31 protein-coding genes are annotated in these 24,934 nt (G+C 56.4%); 22 read left to right on the forward strand and 9 right to left on the reverse strand.

The window, feature by feature from the left end:
• Positions 1-87 precede the first annotated feature (87 nt).
• The gene (gene mdh / locus KO486_RS00985; protein ID WP_216035359.1) at positions 88-1,050 is read right to left on the reverse strand and encodes a malate dehydrogenase; all 963 of its coding nucleotides are present in this window, start codon (positions 1,048-1,050) and stop codon (positions 88-90) included.
• Positions 1,051-1,286: 236 nt separating this feature from the next.
• Here mdh and KO486_RS00990 point away from each other — a divergent pair, with 236 nt between their 5' ends.
• Entirely contained in the window at positions 1,287-2,030 is a 744-nt protein-coding gene (locus KO486_RS00990) for a sulfite exporter TauE/SafE family protein (RefSeq protein WP_216035360.1), read from the forward strand.
• On the opposite strand, the gene KO486_RS00995 is transcribed toward KO486_RS00990, so the two are convergent.
• Positions 2,027-2,329 carry a hypothetical protein gene (locus KO486_RS00995; protein ID WP_216035361.1) on the reverse strand — a complete coding sequence of 101 codons (303 nt, stop codon included), beginning with the start codon at positions 2,327-2,329 and terminating at the stop codon, positions 2,027-2,029. The two genes, KO486_RS00990 and KO486_RS00995, sit on opposite strands and share 4 nt — an antisense overlap.
• Positions 2,330-2,560: 231 nt before the next feature.
• Between KO486_RS00995 and KO486_RS01000 the strand changes: the two genes are divergently transcribed.
• From KO486_RS01000 to KO486_RS01060, 13 genes are all read left to right on the forward strand, one after another.
• On the forward strand, positions 2,561-3,406 hold the full coding sequence (locus KO486_RS01000; RefSeq protein WP_216035362.1) for a CoA ester lyase: 846 nt from the start codon (positions 2,561-2,563) through the stop codon (positions 3,404-3,406).
• A complete protein-coding gene (locus KO486_RS01005) occupies positions 3,403-3,948 on the forward strand; it encodes an NnrU family protein (RefSeq protein WP_216035363.1) in 546 nt (181 codons plus the stop codon). Before KO486_RS01000 ends, KO486_RS01005 begins: the two co-directional genes overlap by 4 nt.
• Positions 3,949-3,951: 3 nt before the next feature.
• Complete coding sequence (locus KO486_RS01010; protein WP_216035364.1) at positions 3,952-4,158, forward strand: DUF1737 domain-containing protein; 207 nt, start codon at positions 3,952-3,954, stop codon at positions 4,156-4,158.
• Positions 4,155-5,186 carry a MaoC family dehydratase gene (locus tag KO486_RS01015; RefSeq protein ID WP_216035365.1) on the forward strand — a complete coding sequence of 344 codons (1,032 nt, stop codon included), beginning with the start codon at positions 4,155-4,157 and terminating at the stop codon, positions 5,184-5,186. Before KO486_RS01010 ends, KO486_RS01015 begins: the two co-directional genes overlap by 4 nt.
• 244 nt (positions 5,187-5,430) lie before the next feature.
• On the forward strand, positions 5,431-5,814 hold the full coding sequence (gene sdhC / locus KO486_RS01020; protein ID WP_216035366.1) for a succinate dehydrogenase, cytochrome b556 subunit: 384 nt from the start codon (positions 5,431-5,433) through the stop codon (positions 5,812-5,814).
• Positions 5,815-5,826: 12 nt separating this feature from the next.
• Positions 5,827-6,198: a succinate dehydrogenase, hydrophobic membrane anchor protein gene (sdhD, locus tag KO486_RS01025; protein WP_216035367.1), complete on the forward strand. Its 372-nt coding sequence runs from the start codon at positions 5,827-5,829 to the stop codon at positions 6,196-6,198.
• A gap of 29 nt (positions 6,199-6,227) precedes the next feature.
• Entirely contained in the window at positions 6,228-8,033 is a 1,806-nt protein-coding gene (gene sdhA, locus KO486_RS01030) for a succinate dehydrogenase flavoprotein subunit (RefSeq protein WP_216035368.1), read from the forward strand.
• Complete coding sequence (locus KO486_RS01035; RefSeq protein WP_216035369.1) at positions 8,033-8,314, forward strand: hypothetical protein; 282 nt, start codon at positions 8,033-8,035, stop codon at positions 8,312-8,314. Before sdhA ends, KO486_RS01035 begins: the two co-directional genes overlap by 1 nt.
• A complete protein-coding gene (locus KO486_RS01040; RefSeq protein WP_216035370.1) occupies positions 8,311-8,601 on the forward strand; it encodes a hypothetical protein in 291 nt (96 codons plus the stop codon). Before KO486_RS01035 ends, KO486_RS01040 begins: the two co-directional genes overlap by 4 nt.
• 19 nt (positions 8,602-8,620) lie before the next feature.
• On the forward strand, positions 8,621-8,917 hold the full coding sequence (locus KO486_RS01045; RefSeq protein ID WP_216035371.1) for a succinate dehydrogenase: 297 nt from the start codon (positions 8,621-8,623) through the stop codon (positions 8,915-8,917).
• A 33-nt stretch (positions 8,918-8,950) separates the two neighbouring features.
• Positions 8,951-9,730: a succinate dehydrogenase iron-sulfur subunit gene (locus KO486_RS01050; RefSeq protein ID WP_216035372.1), complete on the forward strand. Its 780-nt coding sequence runs from the start codon at positions 8,951-8,953 to the stop codon at positions 9,728-9,730.
• Positions 9,731-9,924: 194 nt separating this feature from the next.
• The gene (locus KO486_RS01055; protein WP_216035373.1) at positions 9,925-10,062 is read left to right on the forward strand and encodes a hypothetical protein; all 138 of its coding nucleotides are present in this window, start codon (positions 9,925-9,927) and stop codon (positions 10,060-10,062) included.
• 72 nt (positions 10,063-10,134) lie between these two features.
• Positions 10,135-10,419, forward strand: coding sequence for a hypothetical protein (locus tag KO486_RS01060; RefSeq protein ID WP_216035374.1), 285 nt, complete (start codon positions 10,135-10,137; stop codon positions 10,417-10,419).
• On the opposite strand, the gene deoD is transcribed toward KO486_RS01060, so the two are convergent.
• Entirely contained in the window at positions 10,416-11,120 is a 705-nt protein-coding gene (deoD, locus tag KO486_RS01065; RefSeq protein WP_216035375.1) for a purine-nucleoside phosphorylase, read from the reverse strand. The genes KO486_RS01060 and deoD overlap by 4 nt on opposite strands.
• Positions 11,121-11,265: 145 nt before the next feature.
• Between deoD and KO486_RS01070 the strand changes: the two genes are divergently transcribed.
• The gene (locus tag KO486_RS01070; protein WP_216035376.1) at positions 11,266-11,622 is read left to right on the forward strand and encodes a hypothetical protein; all 357 of its coding nucleotides are present in this window, start codon (positions 11,266-11,268) and stop codon (positions 11,620-11,622) included.
• A 47-nt stretch (positions 11,623-11,669) separates the two neighbouring features.
• Here the strand turns inward: KO486_RS01070 and KO486_RS01075 are convergent, their stop codons facing one another.
• Positions 11,670-11,993 (reverse strand): H-NS histone family protein, encoded by a 324-nt coding sequence (locus KO486_RS01075; protein WP_216035377.1) that lies wholly within the window; start codon positions 11,991-11,993, stop codon positions 11,670-11,672.
• A gap of 164 nt (positions 11,994-12,157) precedes the next feature.
• On the reverse strand, positions 12,158-14,137 hold the full coding sequence (locus tag KO486_RS01080; RefSeq protein WP_216035378.1) for a protein meaA: 1,980 nt from the start codon (positions 14,135-14,137) through the stop codon (positions 12,158-12,160).
• A 136-nt stretch (positions 14,138-14,273) separates the two neighbouring features.
• Between KO486_RS01080 and KO486_RS01085 the strand changes: the two genes are divergently transcribed.
• From KO486_RS01085 to KO486_RS01115, 7 genes are all read left to right on the forward strand, one after another.
• Positions 14,274-15,632 (forward strand): 1-acyl-sn-glycerol-3-phosphate acyltransferase, encoded by a 1,359-nt coding sequence (locus KO486_RS01085; RefSeq protein ID WP_216035379.1) that lies wholly within the window; start codon positions 14,274-14,276, stop codon positions 15,630-15,632.
• Between the two features lie 140 nt (positions 15,633-15,772).
• The gene (gene ccrA, locus KO486_RS01090) at positions 15,773-17,056 is read left to right on the forward strand and encodes a crotonyl-CoA carboxylase/reductase (RefSeq protein WP_216035380.1); all 1,284 of its coding nucleotides are present in this window, start codon (positions 15,773-15,775) and stop codon (positions 17,054-17,056) included.
• A 194-nt stretch (positions 17,057-17,250) separates the two neighbouring features.
• Positions 17,251-17,466, forward strand: a complete 216-nt coding sequence (locus KO486_RS01095; protein ID WP_216035381.1) for a hypothetical protein — start codon at positions 17,251-17,253, stop codon at positions 17,464-17,466.
• Positions 17,411-18,184 carry a LuxR family transcriptional regulator gene (locus KO486_RS01100; RefSeq protein ID WP_216035382.1) on the forward strand — a complete coding sequence of 258 codons (774 nt, stop codon included), beginning with the start codon at positions 17,411-17,413 and terminating at the stop codon, positions 18,182-18,184. Before KO486_RS01095 ends, KO486_RS01100 begins: the two co-directional genes overlap by 56 nt.
• Before the next feature lie 91 nt (positions 18,185-18,275).
• Positions 18,276-18,914: an acyl-homoserine-lactone synthase gene (locus KO486_RS01105; protein WP_216035383.1), complete on the forward strand. Its 639-nt coding sequence runs from the start codon at positions 18,276-18,278 to the stop codon at positions 18,912-18,914.
• 39 nt (positions 18,915-18,953) lie between these two features.
• Positions 18,954-20,498, forward strand: coding sequence for an AAA family ATPase (locus KO486_RS01110; protein ID WP_216035384.1), 1,545 nt, complete (start codon positions 18,954-18,956; stop codon positions 20,496-20,498).
• Complete coding sequence (locus tag KO486_RS01115; RefSeq protein ID WP_216035385.1) at positions 20,495-21,223, forward strand: SDR family oxidoreductase; 729 nt, start codon at positions 20,495-20,497, stop codon at positions 21,221-21,223. Before KO486_RS01110 ends, KO486_RS01115 begins: the two co-directional genes overlap by 4 nt.
• Here KO486_RS01115 and KO486_RS01120 read toward each other — a convergent pair whose 3' ends face one another.
• From KO486_RS01120 to KO486_RS01135, 4 genes are all read right to left on the reverse strand, one after another.
• The gene (locus KO486_RS01120) at positions 21,224-21,991 is read right to left on the reverse strand and encodes a TIGR02186 family protein (RefSeq protein ID WP_216035386.1); all 768 of its coding nucleotides are present in this window, start codon (positions 21,989-21,991) and stop codon (positions 21,224-21,226) included.
• Positions 21,991-22,911 carry a sulfite exporter TauE/SafE family protein gene (locus tag KO486_RS01125; RefSeq protein ID WP_216035387.1) on the reverse strand — a complete coding sequence of 307 codons (921 nt, stop codon included), beginning with the start codon at positions 22,909-22,911 and terminating at the stop codon, positions 21,991-21,993. Before KO486_RS01125 ends, KO486_RS01120 begins: the two co-directional genes overlap by 1 nt.
• Positions 22,912-22,985: 74 nt before the next feature.
• Positions 22,986-23,789 carry a purine-nucleoside phosphorylase gene (locus KO486_RS01130; protein WP_216035388.1) on the reverse strand — a complete coding sequence of 268 codons (804 nt, stop codon included), beginning with the start codon at positions 23,787-23,789 and terminating at the stop codon, positions 22,986-22,988.
• Positions 23,773-24,933 carry an ABC transporter permease gene (locus tag KO486_RS01135; protein ID WP_216035389.1) on the reverse strand — a complete coding sequence of 387 codons (1,161 nt, stop codon included), beginning with the start codon at positions 24,931-24,933 and terminating at the stop codon, positions 23,773-23,775. Before KO486_RS01135 ends, KO486_RS01130 begins: the two co-directional genes overlap by 17 nt.
• Position 24,934 lies beyond the last annotated feature (1 nt).

Raw genomic sequence — 24,934 nt, forward strand, 5'->3', positions numbered from 1 at the left:
CATAAGCCAAAACCTAGCTTGGGCGAGGCCCAAAAGAAAACGGGCGCCCTAGTGAGCGCCCGTTTAAGATCGTCTGGGTCGTTTGGCTTACGCCAAAGAGCCGTCAATATCCTGACATGCCTTAACAAGACCCTGAACCGCAGCAACGGATGTGTCGAACATCTCTTGCTCTTCTTTGTTCAGCTTGATGTTCACAACACGCTCAACACCGCCGGCGCCGATCACTGTTGGAACGCCAACATACATGCCGTTCAGGCCAAGCGCGCCGTCAACGTATGCTGCACATGGCAGAACGCGTTTTTGGTCTTTCAAGAAGGCTTCTGCCATTTCAATTGCGGATGTTGCAGGAGCGTAGAACGCAGACCCTGTTTTCAACAGGCCAACGATTTCTGCGCCGCCATCACGTGTCCGCTGAACGATTGCGTCCATCTTGTCCTGTGTTGTCCAACCCATTTCGATCAGGTCAGGCAATGGAATGCCGGCAACCGTGGAGTAACGCACAGATGGCACCATCGTGTCGCCGTGGCCGCCCAAAACAAACGCAGTCACGTCGCGCATGGAAACTTCGAACTCTTCAGCAAGGAAGTGACGGAAGCGTGCGGAGTCAAGAACACCCGCCATGCCGCAAACCATGTTGTGTGGCAGGCCACTGAATTCGCGCAGTGCCCAAACCATCGCGTCCAGCGGGTTTGTGATACAGATAACGAACGCGTTTGGTGCGTGCTTGGCGATACCTTCGCCAACAGATTTCATAACCTTGAGGTTGATGCCCAACAGGTCATCACGGGACATGCCCGGCTTACGTGCGACACCGGCTGTCACGATACATACGTCTGCGCCCGCGATATCAGCGTAATCGGAAGTGCCGGACATTGCAGCGTCAAAGCCTTCGGACGGGCCGGATTCTGCGATGTCGAGGGCTTTACCCTGTGGCAAGCCGTCAGCGATGTCGAACATGACAACGTCACCGAGTTCTTTCACAGCTGCGAGGTGGGCAAGGGTGCCGCCGATGTTGCCGGCGCCGATCAGGGCAATTTTAGGTCTGGCCATTTTGAATGGATCCTTCGTGTACGTTCAGGTTGATCGTAGTGGTGTATTTCCGAAGGTTGCCTAGTCCTTTGCGCACCATCGTGCAAGCCCGCCGCACCGCCGCATCACGCAAGCCCTTATTTATTGGTCATTGTTTATGGACGAAACATTGCGTTAGCGTAAACAAAGCACAGGTCACCGGTATACAATTGCATGCCGAACCCGCTTGGTGATTCCCGTCTGCGAAAGGCCAATTCATGGAAGGCACGACATTCTGGGCGCTGGCGCTTCTCGCGGCGTTTTGCATTGGCTTGTCGAAAGGTGGGGCACCCGCATTCGGGACGTTGGCCGTACCAATTATGGCCCTATCGATCTCGCCAGTCGCGGCTGCAGGGCTCTTGCTCCCGGTCTTCCTCTTCTCGGATGTCTTCGGGGTCTGGGCCTACCGAAATCACATCCACTGGGGGGTCGTCAGGATCGCGTTCGTTGGGCTGCTTGTCGGGACGGCCGTTGGTTGGGCAACAGCGCATGTCGTCCCTGAACGGCTTGTCCGGGTCCTGATTGGGCTTATCGGGCTTGTATTTGCGCTTTATTTGTTGACCAGTCGTAAAGGCGAAGTTGATCCAAAACCGATTAACAAAAAGGCTGGTTGGATCTGGGCATCGATCGCAGGTTTTACCAGCTTTGTAAGCCACGCCGGAGCACCACCTTGGCAGGTTTGGGTGCTACCGCTGGGCCTGCCAAAAATGATTTTTGCAGGCACGACGGCGGTTGCATTTGCGATTATGAACATGTTGAAGGTCATACCTTACTACATGTTGGGGCAGCTCCAATTCGAAAGCCTCAAGGTGACGTTAGTGTTGTTCGTGCCTGCCTTTCTTGGCGTAATGGTGGCTTATCAGCTGGTTCGAGTGATTCCAGTGCGGGTATTCTATGCGATCGTAACTTGGATGCTGTTGGCCGTGTCGATCAAATTGATCTGGGACGGACTGACTGGTTAAGCCCCACTATCCATGTTCGGCAGACCCTCAGCCAAGACCTGAAAGGCTTCGCCGCTTGCGACAAGGCACGTCGGCCCACCGGGCATTGTGACGGTGATTGTCCAAGTTCCGGTTTCGAGCGAAGCAAACACTTCAACCACGGTGTTGTCAGATCCCACCCCGATTGACTGGCGCGATTCACCATAACCGGTGGCAAGTCGTTCAACGACAAGCGCATGTTGGGCGCAATTGTTGGACTGCGCGGCGGCAGCCGAGGCTAGAAAAGTCGTGGCACAGGCGAGGCTCATGATCTTGGACATTGCATTCGTCTCCTTACAGCGGCGGCAAACAGGTCCGCCGGACGTGGTGAATTTCAGCTTAAAACCTGCAATCAGTCTGCGCCGTTAACCTTTGATAATTGGTTAACGGACTGGAACGGTGCCGTTGCGCTGCGATGCGGCATTTTCGCCCTTGCAACATCACAAAAAATCTGGCCCTTTTGGCGCAACATAATTTCAAGGCCCGTGCGGGCCCAAAATCGAGAGTTCGCCATGTCACGACCACACCGTTCCGCCCTTTATATTCCTGGCTCCAAGCCCCGCGCACTGGATAAAGCCCGCGGCTTGCCCGTCGATGTGATCCTGTTTGATCTCGAAGACGCGGTCACACCGGCAGAAAAGATCGTCGCTCGCACAACCTTGGCCGAAGAGCTTGGTAAGGGCGGCTACGGGACCCGCCTGCGCGTCGTGCGCATTAACGGGTTGGACACGCAGTGGGGCAAAGAAGACGCCGCCGCCGCCGATAAGATGGAGTGCGATGCAGTGCTGTTGCCCAAAGTAAACAGCGCCGCAGACGTAGATGCACTGGCGGCTCTCACGGACAAGCCGATCTGGGCGATGATGGAAACGCCGCTCGGTATCCTGAACGCGCTCGAAATTGCGGCGCACCCAAAGATCAAAGGCTTTGTGCTGGGGACAAACGACCTCGCCAAAGATTTGAACACCCGCAACCGTGCCGATCGTGAACCGCTGCTCACGTCTTTGCAATTGTGCCTTTTGGCTGCCCGCGCGCACGGCGTTGTTGCCGTGGACGGCGTCTATAACGCCTTCAAAGACGAAGAAGGGTTCAAAGTGGAATGCGAACAAGGCCGCGACATGGGCTTTGACGGCAAAACCCTGATCCACCCTGCACAGGTCGACGCTGCGAATGCTGCTTTTGCCCCCACAGCGGATGAAATCGACCTCGCCGAGCGCCAGATCGCCGCTTTCGCGGAGGCAGAGGCTGCGGGGCAGGGTGTCGCCGTTGTTGACGGCAAGATCGTCGAGAACTTGCATATCGTCACCGCCCGCGCGACCTTGGCCAAAGCAGCAGCCATCGCGGAGCTTGAAAGCCAATGACACTTATCATCCTCGGTCTCGCCCTTTGGGCGGGTGTCCATTTCTGGAAACGGGTCGCACCAGATCACCGCGCCGCGTTTGGCGAAAAGGGCAAAGGCATCGTTGCCATCGGTAGCGTTATCGCCATTGTTCTTATGGTGATTGGCTACCGCATGGCCGACGGCGCAGGCTTCTGGGGCCGCTCTTCTGCCATGACAGGCATAAACAACATTTTGATGTTGTTTGCGTTTTACCTGTTTGCCGCGTCCGGTAAGGGCACGCGCATCACTCGCATCATCCGCCATCCGCAACTGACGGCGATGGTTGTTTGGTCCATCGCGCACCTCTTGGTGAACGGGGATACGACGTCTTTCGTCCTGTTTGGTGGTCTTGGTATCTGGGCTGTCGCTGAAATGGTCGTGATCAACCGCGCCCAAGGTCCACGCGGCGCCTACCACGCCCCACCGATCAAATCCGAAGTCATCGCCGCCGTTGCCACCCTTGTGGTGTTCAGCATCGTTGCAGGCATTCACCTTTGGCTCGGCTACAACCCGTTTGGATAATCTATGACCACTATTTACCGTTTCCTCACCGAGGACGACACCTCCGCATTCTGTCACAAAGTCAGTGAGGCCCTTTCCAAAGGGTGGGCGCTCCATGGCGACCCGCAATACACGTTTGATCAGGCCAACGGCGTGCTGCGCTGCGGCCAAGCCGTCACCAAAGACATCGATGTAGAGTACACTCCAGACATGAAGTTGGGCCAACAATGACCAAAACAAACTCCGGCCGCTTCTTCGAAGATTACACCGTTGGGCAAGTGATCGACCACGCCGTGCCACGGACCGTGTCCGGTGGAGAACGCGCACTGTATCACATGCTCTATCCGGCACGTCATGCGCTGCACTCCTCGGATGCCTTCGCCCAAGACTGCGGATTGCCAAACAGCCCACTGGACGACTTGATCGCGTTTCATATCGTTTTCGGTAAGTCCGTGCCCGACATTTCATTGAACGCTGTTGCGAACCTTGGCTATGCGGAATGCCGCTGGCTTTTGCCTGTCTGGCCGGGTGACACGATCCGTTCTACATCCGAAGTCATCGGCCTTAAGCAGAATTCTAACGGCAAATCCGGCGTTGTTTATGTGCGCACCACGGGCACGAACCAAAACGGCGAAACCGTCATGCAATTCGTGCGCTGGGTTATGGTGCGCAAAGGCAATCTGGATGCGCCTGCGCCAGAAACGGTCATTCCCGATCTCGCCAAAGTCGTTGAGGTCGCTGATCTGACGATCCCCAAGGGCCTGAATTTTGAGAACTATGACTTTACGCTCGCCGGAGAGCCGCACCGTTTTGGGGACTACAAAGTCGGCGAGATCATTGACCACGTTGATGGTGTGACAATTGAGGAAGCCGAACACATGATGGCGACCCGTCTTTGGCAGAATACCGCCAAGGTTCACTTTGATGTCACGTCTCGCCCAGACGGCAATCGCTTGATCTATGGCGGTCACGTGATCTCAATGGCGCGGGCGCTGACGTTCAACGGCCTCGCCAATGCGCAAACGATGGTTGCTATCAATGGCGGTGCCCATGCGAACCCGTGTTTTTCGGGGGACACCGTGCGCGCATGGTCCGAGGTTCTCGATACCGCGCCAACCTCTGCACCGGGTGTCGGCGCGATCCGATTGCGGCTCGTTGCGACCAAAGGCGGGGTCGTCGGCGCGCTAAAGGGAGAGGACGGAAAATACCTGCCACATGTGCTGCTTGATCTGGATTACTGGGCGTTGATTCCCGTCTGAACGATGGTGAAGGGTATAATTTCCGACTGTTTCTGTAGGGATTTTCAACCCCATGGTGTCCGCCTAATTTGTGATCACTCGCCGCAAAGCTGTGATCACAAATCGAAAAAAGTGGGCTCCGACGGTGAATTTTCCACCATGTTAGCGCCCACGCTTCGTGACACTCGCGGAATATCCTTTAAGAAGGTGGCAAGATATGCCGTGGCATAGCTGCGGCAAATAGCCAGCGTAAGGGATTGAATACATGGCCGACGTGAATAGGGGCAATCGCCCGCTTTCTCCGCATTTGTCGATCTATCGACCACAACTCACCTCAATGACGTCTATCTTTACACGTCTCACAGGGAACGCTCTGATTGTAGGCGCGTTGTTGGCGGTTTGGTGGTTCGTAGCACTCGCCGCTGGGCCTGTTGCCTACGCTCGCGCAAATGGGTTCATCACCAGCTGGTTTGGCGACTTGATCATGTTCGGGTCTGTGGCCTGTATTTGGTATCACATGCTTGCTGGCATCCGTCACCTCGTGTGGGATAGCGGGCATATGCTTGACGTTGAACGTTCCGAGCTCGCTGGCATGGCGATCATCATTGTGTCGGTCTTGCTGACCATCTTCACCGTCATCGTATTGTAAGGGGGCTGAAACATGGCTTTTTTGACTGATCGTAAACGCGCGGTGGGCATGGGCTCCGCTAAATCCGGAACTCAACACCACTGGCAGATGATGGTATCCGCTGTTGGACTGTGTGTTCTTGTGCCGCTGTTTGTCTTCACTTTCGGGTATGCGCTGGGCATGTCCTATGAGGACGCCGCCGCATACTACGCCCGCCCATTTCCCGCGATTGTTGGCATTCTGACCTTGCTGGTCGGTTTCTACCATTTCAAAGGTGGCGTGCAGACATTGATCGAAGATTACGTGCACGGCTTTGCCCGCAAAGCACTGATCATCGGCTCTATCTGCCTGAGCTACGCCGCCGCTGCTGCTGGCGTTTTCGCCATCGTGCGAGTTGCCCTGTAAATCGGGCCCTATAAGACTGGACATTTCCCATGGCTGAATACGAATACGAAACCCACGAATATGATGTTGTTGTGGTTGGGGCAGGCGGCGCTGGTTTGCGCGCCACGCTCGGCATGGCTGAACAAGGCCTGCGCACCGCGTGTATTTCCAAGGTTTTCCCGACCCGCTCGCACACTGTTGCGGCACAAGGCGGTATCGCGGCATCCCTGTCCAACATGGGGCCGGATCACTGGCAGTGGCACATGTATGACACCGTAAAAGGGTCTGACTGGTTGGGTGACACGGATGCGATGGAATACCTCGCTCGCGAAGCGCCCAAAGCGGTTTATGAACTTGAACACTATGGCGTGCCATTCTCTCGTACGGAAGAAGGCAAGATCTACCAGCGTCCCTTCGGTGGTCACACAACCGAATTCGGCGAAGGCCCCGCGGTGCAGCGCACCTGTGCCGCCGCTGACCGGACAGGCCACGCGATCCTTCACACGCTGTATGGTCAGTCTCTGAAACAGCAGGCTGAGTTCTACATCGAATACTTTGCGATCGATTTGATCATGTCCGATGACGGTGTCTGCACAGGCGTTGTCTGCTGGAAGCTAGACGATGGCACGATGCACGTCTTCAACGCCAAGATGGTCGTTTTGGCGACTGGTGGTTATGGGCGCGCATATTTCTCTGCCACGTCGGCGCACACCTGTACAGGTGACGGTGGCGGCATGGTGGCCCGTGCGGGCCTGCCATTGCAGGATATGGAATTCGTTCAGTTCCACCCGACAGGCATCTACGGTTCCGGCTGTTTGATCACCGAGGGTGCACGCGGCGAAGGCGGTTATCTGACCAACTCCGAGGGCGAACGGTTCATGGAACGCTACGCGCCGAACTACAAAGACCTCGCGCCGCGTGATTACGTGTCCCGCTGTATGACGATGGAAATTCGCGAAGGCCGCGGTGTTGGCGCCAATGGCGACCACATCCACCTGAACCTCAACCATCTTCCGAAAGAAGCCTTGGCTGAACGCCTTCCAGGTATCTCAGAATCCGCGAAAATCTTTGCGGGTGTGGACGTGAACAAAGAACCGATCCCTGTATTGCCAACCGTGCACTATAACATGGGCGGCATTCCAACGAACTACTTCGGCGAAGTCCTGAACCCGACTGCAAAAGACCCGAACGCCGTTGTGCCGGGCCTGATGGCCGTTGGCGAAGCGGGCTGTGCGTCCGTTCACGGTGCGAACCGTCTTGGGTCCAATAGCCTCATCGACCTTGTGGTCTTTGGTCGTGCCGCGGCGATCCGCGCTGGCGAAGTCGTGGACCGCTCTTCTGCGATCCCATCCACGAACACCGCATCTGTCGATAAAGCGTTTGATCGCTTTGATGGTCTGCGCAACGCGGACGGTGGCACAACAACCGCCGATCTGCGCCTTGAAATGCAAAAGGCGATGCAAGCAGATGCTGCTGTGTTCCGTACAGACAAGACCTTGAAAGAGGGCGTCGAAAAGATGACAGCCATCGCGGGCAAAATGGGCGACCTCAAAGTCACCGACCGCAGCCTCGTTTGGAACTCGGACCTGATGGAAACGCTGGAACTCGACAACTTGATGCCAAACGCATTGGCCACAATCGTCGGTGCCGAAGCGCGTAAAGAATCCCGTGGCGCCCACGCTCATGAAGATTATGCTACGCGCGACGATGAAAACTGGCGCGTTCACACAATCAGCCGCATCGAGGGCGCAAAGGTCGAACTGTCTCACCGTCCAGTGATCACAGAACCGCTGAGCACGGAAAAAGAAGGCGGCATCAGCCTCAAGAAGATCGCGCCAAAAGAACGGACGTTCTAATGCGCCTCGCTGGTTTCCTCGCAATCTTGGCTGTTATGGGATGCGGCACGGCAAGTGCTGCAGACCGCAACGCCGCGCGCGGGAAACTGGCTGTCTATATGGGGCTGTCGCCCGCTGATCTGACGGAACCGTCAGCTGTAGATTGCATTCTGGATCGCATGGCGGACAATCAGGTTCATGCCTTTCTCGCGGCGCAAACCGGAGCAGAGCAGTCTGACATTTTGGGTGGCATCCAAGACCTGAACGGTATGGCAACCTGCATGCAGGAGGCCGCATCGTGAACCGTCTTGTTGCGATCTTGGCTGTGTTCTTACCTGTGGCCGCATGCGCGGCAGCGCCTGCAACACCCGAACGGGCGGCGGAAATTTGCGAAGAGAAAGCAAGAGCCGCGCAAGGCCCAACCGGATCTGTTAGCGTTGGTGCTAATAGCAACACGGGACCCTATAGCGATGTGCAAATCAGCCTGACGTCGGATTACCTCGCTGGGCGGGATCCAAACGACGTCTACGCCGAATGCATTTATGATCAAACGGGCGCTGCCCCGATCCGCCCCCTCGTATTGCGTTAACTTAAGTATGGAGAGACTTATGAAACCGATTATTGCTCTTGTTGCTGCTGCATCTCTGGCGGCCTGTTCTGTGGTTGAAACCGCCGCCGTTGATACGGGCCGCGCTGCCGCCAAAGCAGCTGTCACGCCAATTGTTGCCGACACTGTTCCAGGTCCTGCAGGCGTCGCGATCACCGATTGCATCATCGACAACGCATCCGGCCAAGAACTACTGACGCTGGCTGCGGGTGGGACGTCCGCCGAAAACGTCGCGCTGGTCGGCGAAATTCTTGCCCGCACTGAAACCGTGACCTGCGCAACCTCAGCACTCACTTAATTTCCGGCCCACATCTGATAGGAGCCTTCCAAAATGGTTCAACTGACCCTGCCTAAGAATTCCCGCATGACGACGGGCAAAACATGGCCCAAGCCTGAAGGCGCCAGCAATCTGCGCAAGGTGCAGATCTACCGCTGGAACCCTGACGACGGTAAGAACCCGAGCTTGGACACCTATTTCGTGGACATGGACAGCTGCGGACCAATGGTTCTGGATGTCCTGATCAAGATCAAGAACGAGATTGATCCGACCCTGACCTTCCGTCGGTCCTGCCGCGAAGGTATCTGTGGTTCCTGCGCGATGAACATCGATGGTATCAACACGCTGGCCTGTATCTACGGCATGGATGAAATCGCGGGCGATATCAAAATCTATCCACTGCCGCACATGCCGGTCGTGAAAGACTTGATCCCTGACCTGACGCACTTCTACGCGCAACACGCGTCTGTCATGCCGTGGCTGGAAACCAAAACGAACCGTCCAGCCAAGGAATGGAAACAGTCCATTGAGGATCGTAAGAAACTCGACGGTCTTTATGAATGCGTGATGTGTGCGTCCTGTTCTACTTCCTGCCCATCCTATTGGTGGAACGGTGATCGCTACCTTGGGCCAGCAGCGCTGCTGCATGCCTACCGTTGGATCATCGACAGCCGTGATGAGGCCACAGGCGAACGTCTGGACGACCTTGAGGATCCGTTCAAGCTCTACCGCTGTCACACCATCATGAACTGCGCAAAGACGTGCCCAAAGGGTCTCAACCCAGCGGCCGCCATCGCGCACATCAAGAAAATGATGGTCGAACGCACAGTCTAATCGGCGATATCCGATGTGAATTTCAAAGCGGCACCTCGTAAAGGGGTGCCGCTTTTTTGTTCGAACTGCTGCGGAAATTCTGTGCGATGTGCAGTTTTTGCATGGCGAGAATGCGGAACTGTCACGTGAAAGACCCCGAAACTGGGTGTAGCCTATAGTCACGGGAGGCCCACAAAGCCACGAAAGTCAGACCCATGACAGAGCAGACTAAAACACCAGAAGAAATCCAGGAAGCCCTCGATGCGCTTGAACAGGCGTATGAATACTACACCCAAGAGGCCCTTCCAGAGAACGATCAACCTTACTACGACGACCTACCGTTCGCAGCATAAGCCGTCGTTTGGCCTTTGATTAATGAAAACGCCGCCCTACTCTTGGGTGGCGTTTTGTATTTGGAGGTTGCGATGAGTGAACCAGACCTAAAGCTCGCATTTGAGAGCAAAGAAGAATTCCGTGACATCTGCCGTTATCTCTCGGCGCGCTTGGGGTATCTGAACCGCGTCGCGATCGGCGAAAGCTATTTCGTCGGCGCCATGTCAGATCTGATCGGGCAGGCGGGTCGGGTGTTTGATGAACACCTCAAGGACGACGAAACTCAAGCCGCCTTTGGCAGTGGTTATGGTGCTGGAACGATCCCGCGCGAGGACCGCGTCGCCGCACTTTATGCGTTGCTCTACCTGGAGGACTAAGCGAAGGCCGCGCTCAAGGCGATTTCGACCATGTCTGCGAAACTGCTTTCACGTTGGTCGGACGGCAGGGCCTCTCCGGTTAGTAAATGGTCGGATACCGTCATGACACCCAACGCACGGCGCCCATAGCGCGCAGCAAGGGTGTATAGCTCGGCCGCTTCCATCTCGACACCAAGAATCCCGTGACGCTGCATTTCTTTGTTCAGGTCGGGGCGTTCATCATAAAACGTATCACTGGAATAGATCCCGCCGACATGCACGTCGACGTCGATCTTTTCAGCCGCGTGATAGGCTTTGTGCAACAGCCCAAAATCCGCGCTCGGCGCAAAGTTCAGCTCGCGAAAGATCGTGCTAGACGGTGTAGACACAGTTGTCGCCGTTTGTGCGAGGATCACATCGCGCACTTTTACGTGCTCCTGCATACCCCCACATGAACCAATACGAATAAGCGTCGAAACGTCAAAATCCCGTATTAGTTCGTTTGCGTAGATCGACATGGATGGCATCCCCATCCCGGACCCTTGGATCGTCACGCGATGGCCGTTCCATTCGCCCGTGAACCCGAACATACCGCGCACTTCATGCACCAGTTTGGCCCCCGTCAGGAAGGTCTCGGCCGCCCATCTTGCGCGATATGGATCGCCGGGCATCAGTACCACGTCAGCGATATCGTCTTTTTCGGCTCCGATATGGATGGTCATGACGTCGGTCCTTTTGTTGTGACCCGTCGATGCTAGGCCGTGTCGCGAAGGGGTTCAAGTCACGACCAAGGGTCAGGGATTCCAGACTCGCACAAACATGAACAATGTTCAATTATTGACGGAGGAACCAGAGAAAGGACCTACCATGTTATACAAAAGCCTTGGCATTCTTGCCCTCGTCAGTGGATTGGCTGCTTGCGATGTTGTTACCCATCCGGTTGCCGTCGTCGGCCCCAGCAACACCGTTTACCGTGGCACCGCGACAGCGACCCTTTTTGAAGGCGGCTGGTTTCAGGTCACCAATGGAGGAAATACATGTCGCGGCCAGTACATGCCCGGCACGTCCAATTCGACGGTGACCTTCCCCGTGTCTTGCACAAATGGGCTGACGGGGATCGGCACCGCGACCTATCACACGGCCGTCCAGGGCGGCGGTGAAATTGTGATGCAAGACGGCACGCGCTGGCAGTTTATCTTCGGGCGCAACGCGTTGAATATTTAAGGGTAACCAGCGGCACTCCTGCTCGGGTGTCGCTGGCCGTAGGCCGTCTAGATTGCCATGCTGTCCGGGTCAGTGCCGCCGGAAACCGCAGATTTAAACCATTCGGGCTGGCGACCTTTACCAGTCCAAGTTTGAGACGCATTAGCTGGGTTCGCAAATTTAGGAGCCGATTTGGTTTTCGGGCCAGACTTACGTGCCGCTTTGCCACCCAACACTTCTTCCAAGGTTAGATTATTGGCAGCGGCCAATTTTTCCATTTCCGCGCGAACTTTTTTCACATCCTGTTTGCGTAGGTTCTCAAGAGCGATAGTCACGTCACGGCCCAGGTCTTCGAGATCTTTTCGAGTCATTGTTTCAAGATCGAATTGCATTTGTTTGTCCCCTTTATATGCCATCGGCATTAAGAAACGCGCAGGCGTTAAAAAAGGACGCATGCGCCTAAATTGGACAAAAAGATATGAACTTTCTCGCGATTTGCGAAAATCTGCCGATTGGACGTTGGCTTCACTCTAGTGTGGTGAACTGATAAATCGTTTTATTGGGCGGCAATTGTCGCAGGGTCAGCCAAGGTCACAATATCATTCATTATGACATTCAACTCGAAATCCTTGGGTGTGTAGACCCGCGCGACGCCGATGGCCTCCAAATGCGCGGCGTCTTCGTCTGGAATAATCCCGCCGACAACGACAGGAATATGATTTAGCCCTTGGGTGCGCATTTTTTCCATCAATTCAGTGATCAATGGAATATGTGATCCCGATAGAATGGACAGGCCAATGACATGCGCCTCATCGCGAACTGCTGCTTCAAGGATTTCGTCAGGCGTCAAACGAATGCCTTCGTAGGTAATATCCATGCCGCAGTCACGCGCACGGGCAGCGATTTGTTCGGCTCCGTTTGAGTGACCATCAAGGCCCGGTTTGCCCATCAAGAACTTCAACTTACGCCCAAGTTTGGAGCTCACCGCCGAAACGCGTTCGCGGATCTCGTCGAGGCCCTCTGTGCGGTTGGATGGGTTGTGGCTCACGCCGGTCGGACCACGGTATTGCCCGAATGCCTGACGGATCACTTCCGCCCATTCGCCTGTTGTAACACCTGCTTTTGCGGCCGCGACGGATGGGATCATGATGTTGCTGCCATCCAATGCCGCCGCCTTCAGGTCGGCCAGTGCTTTGGCAACAGCGTCACTGTCTCGTTCGGTTTTCCACGCATCAAGGCGCGAAAGTTGGTCTGCCTCTGCTTCAGGATCACTAACCATAATCGCATCTTCACCAGACGTCAGCGGCGACGGTTCACCATTCTGGAACTTGTTCACGCCAATAACGGTGGTTTCGCCGCTTTCAATTCCAGCAATGCGGGCAGCGTTGGATTCAACCAAACGCCCCTTCATATATTCGATCTTTTCTTGCGCATCGCCCATGGCATTAATCTGCGCCAATTCCGCACGCGCGCCGTCTTTGAGCGCATTCACTTTGCGTTCTACCGCTGGATTGCCCTCAAACAGATCGTCGTATTCCAGCAGGTCAGTTTCAAACGCCAAAATCTGCTGCATCCGCAAGGACCATTGCTGGTCCCAAGGACGCGGCAAACCTAAGGCTTCGTTCCATGCCGGTAATTGCACAGCGCGGGCGCGGGCATCTTTGGACAATGTCACGGCCAGCATTTCGATTAGAATGCGGTAAACGTTATTCTCTGGCTGCTGCTCGGTCAGGCCCAATGAATTGACCTGAACGCCGTAGCGGAAACGGCGGAATTTCGGATCTTCAACACCATAGCGCTCGGCGCAAATCTCATCCCAAAGTTCAACAAAGGCGCGCATTTTGCACATCTCGGTGACAAACCGAATACCCGCATTCACAAAGAACGAAATACGCCCCACCATGGCTGGGAAATTTTCGGCAGGAACTTTGCCTTTAAGATCGTCCAAAACTGCAATTGCTGTAGCCAAAGCGAAAGCCAGCTCTTCTTCGGGTGTCGCGCCGGCCTCTTGCAGGTGGTAGGAACAGACGTTCATCGGGTTCCATTTTGGAAGATGTTCACGGGTAAACGCGGCCACATCTGTAATCATTCGTAGGGACGGGGCTGGGGGACAGATATATGTCCCGCGGCTTAGGTATTCTTTGATGATGTCATTTTGCACAGTGCCCTGCAGGGCGGACACATCTGCACCCTGTTCTTCGGCAACGGCGATATACAGCGCCAACAGCCAAGGGGCCGTCGCGTTGATCGTCATTGAGGTGTTCATCTTTTCCAGCGGAATATCGTCAAACAACGCACGCATGTCGCCCAAGTGACAAACCGGAACCCCAACCTTACCGACTTCACCCCGTGCCAGCACGTGATCGCTGTCATAGCCCGTCTGCGTTGGCAGATCGAACGCAACCGAAAGCCCCGTCTGCCCCTTTGCCAGATTGCCCCGATACAGCGCGTTGGACGCTTTTGCCGTGGAGTGGCCCGCATAGGTGCGAAACAGCCAAGGGCGGTCTTTGGTCAGGGTTTTCTGCGTCTGCGACATGGGCGGCCTCGTGAATCGGTTTGCGCAATTTTATTGCTTATGTGTGTTGCTACCCGACATATTATGCCTTTGTCAACGCGCTGCACTGCGGCATGACCCCATTTACGTTAGGGCCTAAGCCTGACACTTTCCCCCCATGACGACCCCAATTGCGATCCCCCTTTGGCTGTTGGTCTTGATGGTACTGTTTGCCACCGTGACCTTTGCCTCCCATTTTCTTTTTCCGTCCGTGCGCTGGTTCTTTCGCCGCCGTGCAGAAAAGGTCGTGGCGCGGCTCAACAAACGGCTGGCCAAACCGATTGAACCGTTCAAGCTCGCGCGGCGTTACGACACCATTGAACGTCTGGTGTTTGACCCAGAAGTCATCAATGCCGTCAACGAGTACGCCAAAGCCGAAGACGTCCGCGAAGACGTGGCCTTTGAGAAGGCCCGCCACTACGCCCGCGAGATCGTGCCGTCCTTTTCAGCCACGGCCTATTTCTCATTCGGGATGCGGTTGGCGAAATGGTTGTCCCGTTTCTTGTATCGTTTGCGCGTTGGGCAATTTGACCGCGCCGAATATGAAGCCATCGACAAAGACGCGACCGTTATCTTTGTGATGAACCACCGTTCCAACATGGACTACGTTCTGGTCACTCATCTGGTCAGCCGCGCCGGGGCCATGTCCTATGCGGTCGGTGAATGGGCGCGGGTTTGGCCGCTGTCGGCGATGATTAAGATGATGGGTGGTTACTTTATTCGCCGCAAATCCCGCAGCACACCGCCCGCTCGCGCCTTATATCGCAGGGTTTTAGCGCGTTACGTGCAGATGGCGACCGCGGGCGGGGTGACCCAAGCGGTCTTTCCCGAAGGCGGTTTGTCCATCACAGGGGCGCTCAGTGATCCGCGTTTGGGTATCCTAAGTTACATCATTGACGGCTATGACGCAGATGGCCGTGATGTCATCTTTGTGCCTGTGGCACTGAACTATGACCGCGTCCTCGAAGACCGGTTCTTGATACAGGCCTATACATCCGGAAAACGCCGATTCCGTCCGCCCTTATTTACGGTCTTGGGCGGTGTCTCTGGCTATCTTTGGGCGCGGCTTAGGGGCAAAATGACAACCTTTGGCACGGCGAACGTCAGTTTCGGTCAACCACTCTCTCTTAAAGAATTTGTCCAAAGCCATTCAGGAGAGACCGAAGCCGTGGGCAGCTCCCTGATGACGCGGATCGCCGGCGCGGTGCCGCTCTTGCCTGTGCCATTAGTGGCGCACGCCGTCTTAGCGGGTGCCAAAACAGAAGCCGAAGTGACCACCTATATTACCGAAGCTTTAGAAAACCTTCCCTCCTCCGTGCCCAAACCCCGCCGTGGCGCAAGCGACGTTGCCAAGGATGGCATCGCAAATCTGCGCCGTCGTGAGATCCTGACAGGCACCGAGTCGTTTACTTACACGGAAGATGATGGGACGGTTCTACGGTACTACGCCAACTCGATTGCCCATCATTTCTCATAACGCTGCGTTGCAGCAGACATAAAGTTACAAAAAAACACTCCACAGAGTTGCAATCTTTCTTTAACGGTTCTAATCCTTGCTCAAAGCCGCAGCGATTCCGCGCTGCAGCAATCACGTTTATGGACCTGATGGAGATGCACATGGCCCTCGATGACAACGCGACCTTTACTTACGAAGCAGAGAAGAAAGACCTCTATGACATGGGTGAAATTCCACCCATGGGTCACGTCCCCGCTCAAATGCATTCTTGGGTGATCCGTCGCGAACGTCACGGCGAACCTGATAAGGCGTTCGAACTCGAAGTCGTGGACACACCCAAGCTCGACAGCCACGAAGTTCTCGTGCTCGTTATGGCTGCAGGCGTTAACTATAACGGCGTTTGGGCCGGTCTCGGCCAGCCCATCAGCCCGTTTGATGGCCACGGTGCAGAATACCACATTGCAGGCTCTGATGCCTCTGGCATCGTCTGGGCGGTTGGCGACAAAGTGAAACGCTGGAAGGTCGGCGATGAAGTTGTTGTGCACTGCAACCAAGACGACGGTGATGACGAAGAATGCAACGGTGGCGATCCGATGTTCTCTACGTCTCAGCGCATCTGGGGCTACGAGACGCCTGATGGGTCCTTCGCGCAGTTCACCAACGTGCAAGCGCAGCAATTGATGCCGCGCCCGCAGCACCTGACATGGGAAGAATCGGCGTGCTACACGCTGACGCTCGCCACGGCCTACCGCATGTTGTTCGGCCACGAACCACATGACCTTAAGCCAGGTCAGAACGTGCTCGTTTGGGGCGCATCCGGTGGTCTGGGGTCCTACGCGATCCAGCTGATCAACACGGCTGGCGCAAACGCAATCGGCGTGATCTCGGACGAAGACAAACGTGACTTCGTTATGGGTCTTGGTGCCAAAGGCGTTATCAACCGCAAGGACTTCAACTGCTGGGGCCAGTTGCCGACAGTGAACACACCTGAATACGCCACGTGGTTCAAAGAAGCGCGCAAGTTTGGCGCGGCGATCTGGGCCATTACAGGCAAGGGCAACAACGTCGACATGGTGTTTGAACACCCCGGCGAAGCGACGTTCCCAGTATCCACTTTGGTCTGCAAAAAAGGCGGCATGGTCGTTATTTGTGCGGGTACCACAGGCTTCAACTGTACGTTTGACGTGCGTTACCTTTGGATGCACCAAAAGCGTGTTCAGGGCAGCCACTTTGCGCACCTGAAACAGGCGTCCTCTGCTAACAACCTGATGGTTGAGCGCCGCCTTGATCCGTGCATGTCCGAAGTGTTCCCATGGGACGAGCTGCCAGCAGCGCACATGAAGATGCTGCGCAACGAGCATAAGCCGGGCAATATGTCGGTTCTTGTTCAGGCGCCCAAGACGGGTCTACGCACCCTCGAAGAGGTTCTCGACGCCAAGGGCTAATGGCCACTGCGCGCATGACAAACCAAAAACAGGGCCGCCAGCAAAAGCTGCGCGGCCCTTTTCGTTTTCAATCGCTTATGAAATTGCCGCCCCCTCATTTCTAGCGGGGTCGTTTCAGTAGGGTGATTTGTTAATCACTCCGGTTCTATACTCGATTCTTAACCATTCTTTAACGGAACACGCAGAGGGTAAATATGGGACAGAAATGGATCATCGACGTAATTTCCGACCTGCGTGCCTTCGCCGACCAGAATGGGTTGCCTCTTTTGGCTGCCCAACTGGACGTCACGTCTAGCATTGCCGAGTCAGAGATCACCTCGATGCTAGAGGGGGCGCCCCAAGCGGCGAATGTAAATGCAAGCCAACCTGCGGCAGTTCTTGCTGAAATTGGATCAGGCCACAGATCTTAGCGATCTCCAAGAGTGCATCACCGCGCTGCGCGATCACTTTGACGTCGCGCATCTGGTCTATCACTGGGTCTCTGCGGACGGGGAGCAATACGGCTGCGGAACCTATGCCGCCTCGTGGGTTCAACACTACTTGGACCAAGGGTACTTACGCATTGATCCTGTCGTGATAGGCTGCTTCCAACGGTTTCACCCCGTCGATTGGAAGGCGCTGGATTGGACAAGTAAATCCGCCATTACATTCCGGCTAGAAGCGCTCAGCGCGGGGGTCGGTAATCAGGGCTATTCCATCCCGATACGCGGGCCATCCGGCCAGTTCGCAATGTTTTCGATTTCCGACAACACCGATGACAGCACTTGGGCCAATATCATCGAAAAGAACCGTCGCGATTGGCTGCTTTGTGCGCATTCTTTCAACCAAAAGGCGCTGGAACTTGAAACACGGCGCCTGCCCAATCCCGTCAAACCGCTGTCGGGGCGCGAAGTCGATGTTTTGACCCTTTTGGCCATGGGATATTCGCGCGGTCAGGTCGCGCAAACGCTCGCGATCTCGGAACACACCCTGCGTGCCTACGTCGAAGGCGCGCGTTTCAAGCTTGGGGCCTCGAACACGATGCATGCCGTTGCCCGCGCTGTCTCGGAAGGGTTGATCGTTATGGGCGGTGCGGCCCGCAATGCGCGTGGTGACTGGCCGGGCAGAACCGGCGCCGCTGCGGAATAAACGGGCGCAGGCAACACCGAACGAACGCTCTCCATACCTTGAATTAACCCCAATCGCATAGCGTTCCATCCCAACGGATGGAGGCTCGAAAATGCTACGTTATCTTTATGGATCGCAACTGAACCAACACCCAGCCTTGGCGGGTTCGATGTTTCGCCACCGCGCTGTGCAGTTTCATGACCGTCTTGGATGGGACGTCACTGTTGATGAAAACGGACATGAACGTGACGGCTATGATGACCAAGACCCTCTCTACGTGGTCTGGCAAACCCCCAATGGGCGTCACGGCGGGTCCATGCGGTTTTTGCCGACCACAGGGCCGACCATGGTGAACGATCACTTTAGTGACCTGATCGACGGGCGCAAAATCTGTAGCCCGCATATCTGGGAATCCACTCGGTTTTGTTTAGCGCCGGATGCCAATGCCCGCGTGGCTGCGGCCCTTATGCTGGGCGGAGGCGAATTGATGCGTGGCTTTGGTGTTCGCCAATTCGTCGGGGTGTTCGATGCGCGTATGGTGCGTATTTACCGCCGAACCGGATCAAGCCCGACCGTCTTGGGCAGCAGCGGACAAGGGCGCGATAAGATCAGCGTTGGACTTTGGGACTATGACCCAACGGATCGCCTGAATGTCTTGGCACGTGCTAGGCTGTCATCAGCGGTCTCCGAACACTGGTATGCGCGCGCCTTTGGGCAAAAGCCCGAAAATTCCCGCCCCCGCGCGGCCTAACCGCTGGCCCCGCCCGCGCCCCGCCGTTAGGGTCGCGCCATGACCGATATTGCCCTGACCCTCTCTGACGACCAAGCCGAAGCATGGGACGCCGTGTCCGACCTTTTGGGCGCGGCTGGGGTGGATATCCTCAGCGGCGAAACACGTGCCCCCAAAGAAAACCCCGACAGTTCTGTTGTGGCGGTTTTGGGCAAAGCGGGGAGCGGTAAAACGCTTCTGCTGGCTGAACTGTTCAAGTCCTTGAAAGAGGCGGGCGTTGATATCGTCTCGGGCGACTACGAGGGCAAAAAACGCCGTGACAGACGCACCCTTGCGATCCTTGCGCCCACAAACAAAGCCGCCAGCGTGTTGCGCAACCGCGGTGTGCCCGCCACGACGATCCACCGTATTCTCTACACGCCGATGTATGATCCCGAATATGAAAAGATCGCGGAATGGCTGGCGGGGCAGGGCGACAAACCCGAGATCGAGGGCCTCACCGAGGTCGCGCTGGATCGCGCGTTCGCGTCCTATCAAATCAATTCGTCCGTTCCTGCAGCCCTCGCGGCGGCAGGCCTGCGTGGCAGCGATTTCATCACAGGATGGAAGCGTCGTGAAGATCCTCTCGACATCGGGTTCGTGGATGAATCCTCCATGCTCGACGCCAAACAGTTTGAAGACCTCAAAGACATCTTTCCAACGCTCGTGTTGTTCGGCGATCCTGCCCAGCTCCCACCCGTTAAGGCCGAAGGCGGGCAAATGGTGTTTCACCAATTGCCAGACTCGCGCCAATTGGTGCTGTCCCGCGTCCACCGCCAGACCGCCGACAACCCGATCCTCGATCTCGCCCATGCGCTGGCTGATCCGCAGGTGGATTTCTACGCGTTCGAACAACTCGTTGCCGAAGCCGCCGCCAAAGACGACCGCGTCGTCATGGCCCAGCGGGTCGAAAGCGATCTTATGGCGCGCAGCCCGTGCCTTGTGTGGCGCAACGCGACCCGCATCAAACTGATCCACGCCTTTCGCAACGCCTTTGGCGCGCCATCCGATGAGCTCCTCGAAGGGGAACCACTGATCTGTGACGGCATCGAACTTCCGATGAAACACCGCAAAAAACGTCTCGACCTTGAAGCCCGCGGCCTCATCAAAGGGGCGCAAGTCATCTACCTCGGGCCAGGCCGAAAGCCGGGGTTCTCGCGACTTCATGTGATGGGCGCCGAAGACCCGCAAGTCAGCGCCGCCAGCATCGTGAAGATCGAACTTGAAGGCGACGAAGAACCCTTCATCCCCTTTGCCGCGCGTATGGGGGCGACGTTCCTGCACGGGGCCGCCGTCACGATCCACAAAGCCCAAGGCAGCCAGTGGGACACCGTGCAAGTCTTTGCGCCCGACATCTACGCCGCCTCTCGCATGGGGCGGGTCGAGGCGGGGCAACCGCTGTGGAAACGCCTTGCCTATGTGGCGATCACCCGTGCTGAAAACCGTCTGTGTTGGGTGGTTCGAAACCGACTTGCGCGGCCTTCGGGAACCCTGCGAACAGATGATTTGGTCGTCGCCCCAGCGCCGCTAGAACTCGAAGCGCAAATCGACGGAGAGATACATTGAAAAGCATCATCATCACCGGCGCCAGCAGTGGCATTGGCCGGACGGTCGCTGAAAAGTTTCTGGCCGAGGGATGGACCGTGGGCTTGATCGCGCGGCGTGAACAGGCGCTGCGCGATGTGGCGGGCGATCATGCCAATGCCCATGTGTTGCCGTGCGACGTGACCGATGCGGATGCGGTTGAACAGGCCTTTGCCTCCTTTGCCAAGGCCTCCCCGCAACTTGATGTTTTGTTCAACAACGCAGGCATCTTCACCGATCCCGCGCCGATTGACGAAATTCCGGTGCAGGATTGGTTGGACGCGGTGAATGTGAATCTGACCGGCATGTTTCTGTGCGCGCGTGCGGCTTTTGGTGCAATGCGGCACCAATCCTCACAAGGTGGGCGGATCATCAACAACGGGTCCGTTTCCGCCCATACCCCCCGCGAGGGGTCTGTGACCTATACGACCACCAAACATGGCGTCAGCGGGTTGACCAAAACCCTAGCGCTGGATGGTCGCCCCTTTGATATCGCATGTGGCCAGATCGATATCGGAAACGCCGAAAGCCCGATGATCAATGCCATCGCCGAACGAAACGCAGACGCCGGATTGTCGCCCCCACCCATGATCGAAGCCAGCCTCGTGGCGGATGCGATTTGGACCATGGCGAACTTGCCCCTGACAGCCAACACGTTGTTTCAGACATTGATGGCGACCCAAATGCCCTTTGTCGGGCGAGGCTGATCAGCGCTGGAAAACCCGGAACGCAGCGGAGGCCAGCCATCCAGCAGCGATCGCAATCGCCAAAGACATCAGCCCGTAAAACAACGGTTGGTTGCGCGACGTCTCATAAAGCCAGCGTTCCAGCCCTGCTTTATAGACAACAATCGTGGTCTCGTAGTCGTCCACAATCATGCCGCCACGTGTCAGAAAGATGCGGATGGCGTAGTCGCCCTCAGTCAACGCGGCAGGCAGCGTGATCTGGCCACGAAACAGCGTTTCTTCTTCGAAGTCGATCGTACTGTCGAGAACCTGATAAAGGCCTTCGCCCGCGCGAATACGGATCAAGGCGTTGCTAAAGGCAAGACCATCCATAAGTTCGCTTGGCGCCCCCGAGGCGTTGACGGCTCTTGGAATGGTGATGTTATGGCGCAGGTCTTCAACTGCGCTTAGCGCATCACCCATGGGTGCAGATGTGGCAACCGCATAAAACGACGGCGCGGCGTCGATCTCAATCTGGTCACGGTTGGCCCAGATGCCCAGAATGCGTTCTTTACGGCGCACCGTGACGGGTTCGGATGGTCCGGCCAGTGTGATGATGACCTCCAACGGGCCACCCTCGGGCAATGGCGCGTCCCGCTTTACGGCACCAAAGATAAGAACGTCGGAACCGTTAAAGGTCGCCGTAATTGCAACCTCGTCGCGGCTTAGCCCAAGCACAATTTCTTCGGACTGGGCGGCGGCTATCGTCGGCAGCAGCGTAACGAAAAGCAGGGCGAACAGGCGGATCATTAGTGCCCCCCCGCTGCGCCAAGGGAATAAAGCTCGCTTGGCGTGAGCAACAGATCAAGCGCCAGCTTACCGCACACCGCGAGAACCATCATCGCCAACAAGATGCGCAGCGATTCCGCTTTCATCTTTACACCGATCCGCGTGCCGATCTGTGCCCCGATCACCCCGCCGACCAGCAGCAAAACGGCCAGAACAATATCGACGGTAAAGTTGGTGGTCGCGTGTAGCATCGTTGTGAACGCGGTCACGAAAATGATCTGAAACAGCGATGTGCCGATCACAACTTTCGTGGGCATGCCCAGCAGATAGATCATTGCAGGCACCATGATGAAACCACCACCTACGCCCATGATTGCCGCCAGAATGCCCACGGCCAAGCCCACCAAAAGTGGCGGAATAACCGAAATATAAAGCCCCGACACTCGGAACTTCATCTTGAACGGAAGCGCATGGACCAACCCGTGTTTGCGCCGCACAGGTGCACCGCCGCCGGGTTTGCGCGACCTGCGAATGGCACGAAGGCTCTCGATAAACATCAACCCACCGACGACGCCCAAAAAGACCACGTAGCAAAGTTTGACCAGCAGATCGACTTGGCCCTGCGCCTTGAGGTAGTTGAACAAGACCACACCAATGGCAGCCCCAATCAGGCCCCCGATCAGCAGAACCGTTCCCATTTTCAAATCGACGGTTTTCCGCCTGAGGTGCGCTAGCACACCCGAAAAAGAAGACGCCACAATCTGATTGGCCTCTGTCGCGACCGCTACGGCAGGTGGAATGCCGATGAAGAACAACAGCGGCGTCATCAAGAACCCGCCGCCCACGCCAAACATGCCTGAGAGTATACCAACAATGCCGCCCAGACCGAGCAACAGAAAGGCATTTACCGACACTTCCGCAATGGGCAGGTAGATTTGCATAGGGTCTCTTACGCCTCTCTTGGCGGATGGCGCTACGGCCAAATACAAGCCAGTGTTATGGCCAGATGTTATACTTAAATATGGGGCAATGCGGCGCGTAAGACCAGTTCAAGTTTTGCGGCCCCGAGTGGTGCCATTGCTTTTGTATGTTCATGGCTGATGGATTCGTTGGACATGCCCGCCGCCATGTTGGTGATCGTAGAAATCGCAGCGCAGCGCAGCCCCAAGAACCGCCCAAGGATCACCTCGGGGACCGTGGACATACCAACGGCATCAGCACCTAACGTGCGTATCGCCTTGATCTCGGCAACGGTCTCAAAGGACGGGCCAGAATACCACGCATAAACCCCGCTGTGCATATCGACTTTTGCGGTCTTGGCGGCACTTTCCAGCAGATCGCGCAGTTCCGGATCATAGCAGTCTTTCATCGGCACGAACCGCGCGTCGGACTGTTCGCCAATCAACGGGTTCAACCCGCTGAAATTGATGTGATCGCTGAGGTTCATGATCGCCCCGGTGGGCATCTCAGGCACCATCGATCCAGCCGCATTGGTTGCGATCATCACTTCGCCACCCAGCGCCTTGAGCACCTCAAGCGGCAAACGCATCGCGTCGCCACGTCCGCTTTCGTAATAATGCGCGCGGCCACCAAACACAGCCACCCGCACCCCCTCAAGCTGACCAATCACAAGGTTCGGGTTGTGCCCGCTGACCCCAGCGTGCGGGAACCCTTCAAGCTCGTCGTAGGGAATGGCGACCCCCTCAACAGCGCCCGCCAGATGCCCAAGCCCCGACCCGAGGATCAAACCAACTTTGACCGGTGCATCGCCTGCAATTTCGCGGATCTTATCCGCGAGTTCTTCAGCGTTCCTTGACATAAGGCTGCCCCCCAGCACGTGGTGGAATGGCCTTGCCGACAAAGCCCGCCAACACAATTACCACAAAGAGATAGGGCAGGGACTGGATCAACTGGCTCGGAACCTTAACGGTTTCAAACAGGGCCGCCATCGCGCCGATTTCATCGGTAACCGCGCCACGCCACGCCAAGAGCGCAACAAGCGTCAACACAGCCGACAACCCACCCAAAACCCAAAGGTCGATCTTTTCTTTACGCGCCGCCCATGACGTCATCAGGACGGAAACGCCGATCAACAGAACCATGATCCAGATGACCTGTAATTGGATGTTCTGGAACCGGTTATCGATCGCAAAGAACAAGCCGAACAACAAACACGCGCCAAGCGCATACCATGGTCGCCACTTGGCAAAGATCAACGCTGCCAGCGCGATGAAGCCTCGGTTGGCTGTCATGTCTTTGGTGAACCCGGCCTGAACTGCGGTCGACAGATACGCGCCCGCAATGCCGCACAAAATACCGGCGATGATCACGGCACTAAACCGCAACCGCACGACTGAAATACCTGCTGTATCTACGGCTTCTGGCGCTTCGCCGACCGCACGCAGGCGCAGGCCAAAACGTGTCCGATACAAAATCCACCATGACAAAGGCACAGTCAGCAAGCCCAGATAAACAAGGATCGAGTGGCCCGAGATGAATTCGGAGTAAAACTGCATGCCGGGGCTCGCTTGCATCTTGTCGCGGACCCGCGTCAACGCCCCTGGGAAATCAACGCTGCCAAACCGTGCATCACGTGGCAGGGACGGTGTGCGCCCGCCTTGGGCGAACCAGCCTTGTGCGATGACGACCGTTAATCCGGCGGCGAAAAAGTTAATAGCGACGCCCGAAATCAACTGGTTCCCGCGAAACGTGATCGATGCGATCCCGTGGATCAATGACAAGGTCACCGAGATCGCGATGCCCGCCAACAGGCCAACCCAAACTGACCCCGTGGTGAACGACACAGCCGCCGCCAGAAAAGCCGCCGCGAGCATCTTGCCCTCAAGGCCGATGTCGAAAATACCGGCGCGTTCCGAAAACAGACCTGCCAAACAGGCGAGCAACAACGGGATCGCCATGCGCACGGAAGCATCGCCAAGTTGAACGAATGTAAAGAAATCCATG

This window comes from Octadecabacter sp. B2R22, assembly GCF_018861045.1.
Taxonomy (GTDB): domain Bacteria; phylum Pseudomonadota; class Alphaproteobacteria; order Rhodobacterales; family Rhodobacteraceae; genus Octadecabacter.